6 protein-coding genes are annotated in these 4,534 nt (G+C 42.3%); 3 read left to right on the top strand and 3 right to left on the bottom strand.

Annotation, left to right across the window (positions count from 1 at the left end; translation table 11 throughout):
• Positions 1 to 331: 331 nt before the first annotated feature.
• On the top strand, positions 332 to 886 hold the full coding sequence (locus FWJ59_RS08170) for an RNA polymerase sigma factor (RefSeq protein WP_414481456.1): 555 nt from the start codon (positions 332 to 334) through the stop codon (positions 884 to 886).
• Positions 867 to 1,625, top strand: a complete 759-nt coding sequence (locus FWJ59_RS08165) for a hypothetical protein (protein ID WP_414481455.1) — start codon at positions 867 to 869, stop codon at positions 1,623 to 1,625. Before FWJ59_RS08170 ends, FWJ59_RS08165 begins: the two co-directional genes overlap by 20 nt.
• Positions 1,626 to 1,651: 26 nt before the next feature.
• Here the strand turns inward: FWJ59_RS08165 and zwf are convergent, their stop codons facing one another.
• The gene (zwf, locus tag FWJ59_RS08160; RefSeq protein ID WP_414481454.1) at positions 1,652 to 3,133 is read right to left on the bottom strand and encodes a glucose-6-phosphate dehydrogenase; all 1,482 of its coding nucleotides are present in this window, start codon (positions 3,131 to 3,133) and stop codon (positions 1,652 to 1,654) included.
• Positions 3,134 to 3,393: 260 nt separating this feature from the next.
• Here zwf and FWJ59_RS08155 point away from each other — a divergent pair, with 260 nt between their 5' ends.
• Positions 3,394 to 3,570, top strand: a complete 177-nt coding sequence (locus FWJ59_RS08155) for an aspartyl-phosphate phosphatase Spo0E family protein (protein ID WP_414481453.1) — start codon at positions 3,394 to 3,396, stop codon at positions 3,568 to 3,570.
• 7 nt (positions 3,571 to 3,577) lie between these two features.
• Here the strand turns inward: FWJ59_RS08155 and FWJ59_RS08150 are convergent, their stop codons facing one another.
• Both FWJ59_RS08150 and FWJ59_RS08145 read right to left on the bottom strand, forming a co-directional pair.
• Complete coding sequence (locus FWJ59_RS08150) at positions 3,578 to 3,772, bottom strand: DUF951 domain-containing protein (protein WP_414481452.1); 195 nt, start codon at positions 3,770 to 3,772, stop codon at positions 3,578 to 3,580.
• The coding region (locus tag FWJ59_RS08145) for a mechanosensitive ion channel family protein (protein ID WP_414481451.1) at positions 3,772 to 4,534 on the bottom strand (763 nt) is incomplete at its 5' end. The genes FWJ59_RS08145 and FWJ59_RS08150, both read right to left, overlap by 1 nt.

The following is a 4,534-nucleotide window of genomic DNA, read 5'->3' as shown; positions in this document are numbered from 1 at the left end:
CCAAACGGCAAACTCTATACTACCAAATCACATCCCCTTTGTCAATACCCTTTTTCGTTCCTTTTACTGGGCATTACGCTCCCCTGTGACGTCGTCAACCCTTTCCGGTCGACAGCTGCTATAGATTAGCACATATGAGTTCGCCTTGTCAAGGCCTTTTTGTCACGGCTTATACCTATTATATGTGGTACCACATTGGAATCCTTTCAAATCAAAATACAGATAATGGTTCATGAACTTTTACAACGGAGTAAAAATGTAATAATTTCGAAAACTTTTCTCTATTTTAAAGGGGTATCTTATATAGAAAGACCAAAAAGGAGGTGCACAGGTGGATAAGGATGTGATAGCCAGGGTTAAAAAAGGTGATAAACAGGCCTTCGAACAGCTGTATAACGAATACGCGGAGTATGCCATACGGACGGCCTTTGCCATCACCAAAAACAGCGCCGATGCATCCGATGCCGTTCAAGAAGCCTTTATAAGGGTTTATCGAAACATCATTTTCTACGATGAAGAAAGACCTTTCAAACCTTGGTTCTACAAAATATTGGTAAATGAGTGTAACCGGATAACAAAGCGCAAATCAAAGGTGATACCCATAGACCAATATTTAGATGACCATTATATGGGCTTACACATGGACGATTATAAATTCGAGGAATACGAGGAACTGTACGCCGCCATACAGGGGCTTAAAGAAATAAACAGGATACCCATTATACTGAAATACCTCAATAATTTTTCGGAAAAGGAAATTGCCGAGATTTTTGATGTAAATATAAACACCGTAAAATCAAGGCTTTTCAAAGGGCGCGAAAGGATCAAACAAGCTTTATTAAAAATGAAGGAAGGGAGGGAAAAAAATGGAGGAAAAAATCTTTGACCAGGAGATTAGAGAAGCTCTTTTGAAAGCCACAGATGCATCCCTACGCCTTAAAAAGGATATATGGAAAGATATCGAATCCCAAATTGAATATTATGAAAAACAAAAAGAGGCAAGAACAATGAAAAGGAATAAAAGCAAATCCATGTTCACTGCCCTAACCCTGATGGTAGCAGTTCTGTGCATAGTATTTTTCACCTCTACCAATGCAGGTAGGGCTGCGGTTGCCAAAATCAAGGAAATCCTTGCCCCGGAAAAGGTTATAGTCCAGGACATTGAAGGGGAAAAAGAGGATACCAAGGTAAATCTCAACGAAGGCCCTGGATACATTATATACGTTGACGAAGAAATGTACCAGGTAGTAAAAGAAGATGGGAAAGACAAAATTGTCCCCAAATTTCAACCGGACAACAATTTGCCGGAGGTATACATGGAAATTCAGCGGGTAGTCGATAAATCCCCTCAGGAGATAACTATACAGCTGGAAGCCGAACTTAAATCCTCCTTCGAAACCGTGGAGAACTGCGGCATGGTCAATGACCCTATTGAGGCGATATCCTTATATGCACGCAGTGGCTTAAAACCCGATTCTACCATAGTCAGGTATTACCTAGTAGACGATAACCATGGAGGCACGTTTGTAATAAAGCAACAGTACTTCCTAGAGGCAGCAGAAGGCCATGGGGCTAGATTCTACCATATGCTCAAGGAATTTAAAGTAGTTGCTCCGCAAGAATGACTGCAAAAGCCAAAGCAAAGAGTCGGTTAGTATTCCATCATCTTCCACTTCCTACCGTCCCTTTCTATAAGCGTCCTGGCAGAAGGAGGGCCCCACGTTCCAGCCGGATAGTTGGGAAATTCGGGCTCTTCCTCTGCCCATACTTTGGCTATGTTATCCACAAAGCGCCAGGCATATTCCACCTCATCCCAACGGGTAAAAAGCGCAGAATCGCCTTTCATAGCATCCAGCAAAAGCCTCTCATATGCATCGGGAGAAACGGTATCCACCGCACAATTTTGGCAAAAGTCCATTCCCACCTGTATTATTTCGTTCTTGACGCCAGGTTTCTTCGCGTTGAAATATAGTTCCACTCCCTCCCGGGGTTGAATGCGTATCAAAAGGGTGTTGGGTTTAAGGCCCTTTAGTTCCTTAAAGTACAACACTTCAGGCAGGGATACGAATTGTATCACTATCTCAGTGAACTTCTCAGGCAGTCTCTTACCGGTCAGCAGATAAAACGGTACCCCACCCCATCTGAAGTTTTCAATTTCCACTTTCATGGCTACAAAGGTTTCGGTATTGGAAGAGGGCGACACCCTGCTCTCCTCACGATATCCAACAACAGCCTTTCCGTCTATATAACCCCTGCCGTATTGCCCCCTCACAACATCCTTTCGTACCTTAGCAGGGGTCATTTCGGACAACGACTTTAGCACCTTAACCTTTTCATCCCTTATGGACTCGGTATCCAACTTTGCAGGAGGCTCCATAGCGGTTAGCATCAAAAGCTGAAGCATGTGATTTTGTATCATATCCCTCAGCGCCCCCGCCTTTTCATAATAAGGCCCTCTGTTCTCAACCCCCACCGTTTCGCTGGATATGATCTGAACATGGTCTATATATTTGTTATTCCACAACGGCTCAAAGAGGGCATTGGCAAAGCGTATGGCCATTATGTTTTGAAGCATTTCCTTCCCTAGGTAATGATCTATCCTGTATACATATCTTTCGCTGAACACGCTCGTTATGACATTGTTTAGGGATATCGCCGAACTCAAATCGCTGCCAAAAGGTTTTTCTATAATCAGCCTTTGCCAGCTCACCCCATCGTTTAATACCATACCTGAAGATTTGAGGTGCTGAACTATTGTTTTGAAATGCTCAGGGGCTACTGCCAGATAATATAATCTGTTACCCTGCGTTCCATAACGTTCATCCAGGCTGGACAGGTACTCCTTTAAGCCGGTATATCCCTGAGAATCATTTATATCCAATTTATAGTAATAGAACCTGGATATAACGGCACTCAAATCTTCATCGGCGCCGCTATTGGGCCTTGAAAATCTCTTTATTGCTTCAACAGCATCCCGCCTGAACTCTTCATGGGTCTTATCCCTGCGTCCTACCGAGACCACGGCAAAATGCTTGGGCAGCTGCTGCGATAAGAAGAGGTTGTACACCGCAGGATACAGCTTTCGATGAGCCAAATCTCCCGTACCGCCAAATATAACCAACAAACAATCCACAGGTCTTCACCTCCGTCGGCCTTTTATTTTACATCTTAAGTATAACCGGCCTCTTATGCTGTAAAACTGATTTTATTCACTAAATCTTACAGCGGCCTGCTTATAAAGCGATGACATATTATGTCGCCTGATGGAAAAGAACTTTATTAAGATTTTGTTAAATTTTTTGTTAATAATGGTGATAAACATCTTGACCCTACCGCCCTTTTAGGCTATAATTCCATTCGTTGACGGATGATGGGGAAAGAGTGAGAGATCATATGAAATTGGTGACAGAGATAAATATGCTGCGTCAAAAGCTGCATGGTATAATATTGAAAAATCAAAAGCTGTGCAGCGAACCAGTAATAAAATATAGTCAAAAGCTTGATAAGTTGATTGAGCTTTATTATTCTCAAGCCTACAATCAATCAAAAGAAGGGGCTTCCAAAGAGTGATCTCTTTTTATTCGCCCTCCTTTTTTATCAACTTTTTCACCTTCTTTTCAAATTTCTCCCTGTCCATCATGACTATCCTGCCGCATTTTAGGCATTTTATTTTGAAATCTGCACCCACCCTTATTATTTCCCATTGATCATTTCCACAAGGGTGTTGCTTACGGGTTTGTACCACATCACCTATCGAATACTGAGTTGGCATCACTTTTCCTCCTTTTCGGACTGAATTATAACCCTACGGGGATATGGTATCCCTATACCGTTTTCATCAAAAGCCTCTTTGATCCGCTTTTTTAACTCCCGTTCCACTTCCCAATGCTTCAAGGGCAAAGTACGGGCCACAGCGCGAATGGTTATCTGGGAATCCCCCATGTCCATAACTCCTAAAACCTGGGGCTGTTCAACTATGTTTTCATTTTCTTGAGCATACCTTTTGGCAACATCCTCTATGACCTTAATGGCCTTATCAATATCGGTTTCATAGGGCACACCTATATCAACCACAGCCAGCACATTGCCCCTGGTGTAATTTACCACCTTTTGTATCTGTCCGTTAGGTATGATGGTCAAATCCCCTTTAAAACCGCGTATCTTGGTAATCCTCAAACCTATTTCCTCCACCGTACCCGTGGTATCGCCTATGGTAACAAAATCCCCTACGGCATACTGATCCTCAAACAATATAAAGAATCCGCTGATCACATCCTTTACCAAACTTTGAGCCCCAAAACCTATGGCCAATCCACCTATACCTGCCGTAGCCAAAATTGAAGTAGTATCCACAAACTGTCCCAAAACAGTAAGCCCCGTAACAAAATACACAATATATCTCAATATGCTATGACTTAAAGCCCGAAGAGTATTTATTTTTCTTGTATCCACGCCAATTTTTACCTGAATCTGTGCATTGAAAAATCTATCTATTAAGACCTTGCCTATTTTGTATACAACATACGCCAAAAAC

The organism is Caldicoprobacter sp. (genome assembly GCF_047459465.1).
GTDB lineage: Bacteria > Bacillota > Clostridia > Caldicoprobacterales > Caldicoprobacteraceae > Caldicoprobacter.
Note: the sequence above shows the minus strand (reverse complement) of the source record. Positions and strands in the feature narration are given on the sequence as shown.

Excerpts from the sequence above, each read along its gene's own strand:
- FWJ59_RS08155 (WP_414481453.1), top strand. The coding sequence starts at position 3,394 with ATGAAATTGGTGACAGAGATAAATATGCTGCGTCAAAAGCTGCATGGT.
- FWJ59_RS08150 (WP_414481452.1), bottom strand. The coding sequence starts at position 3,772 with ATGCCAACTCAGTATTCGATAGGTGATGTGGTACAAACCCGTAAGCAA.
- FWJ59_RS08165 (WP_414481455.1), top strand. The coding sequence starts at position 867 with ATGGAGGAAAAAATCTTTGACCAGGAGATTAGAGAAGCTCTTTTGAAA.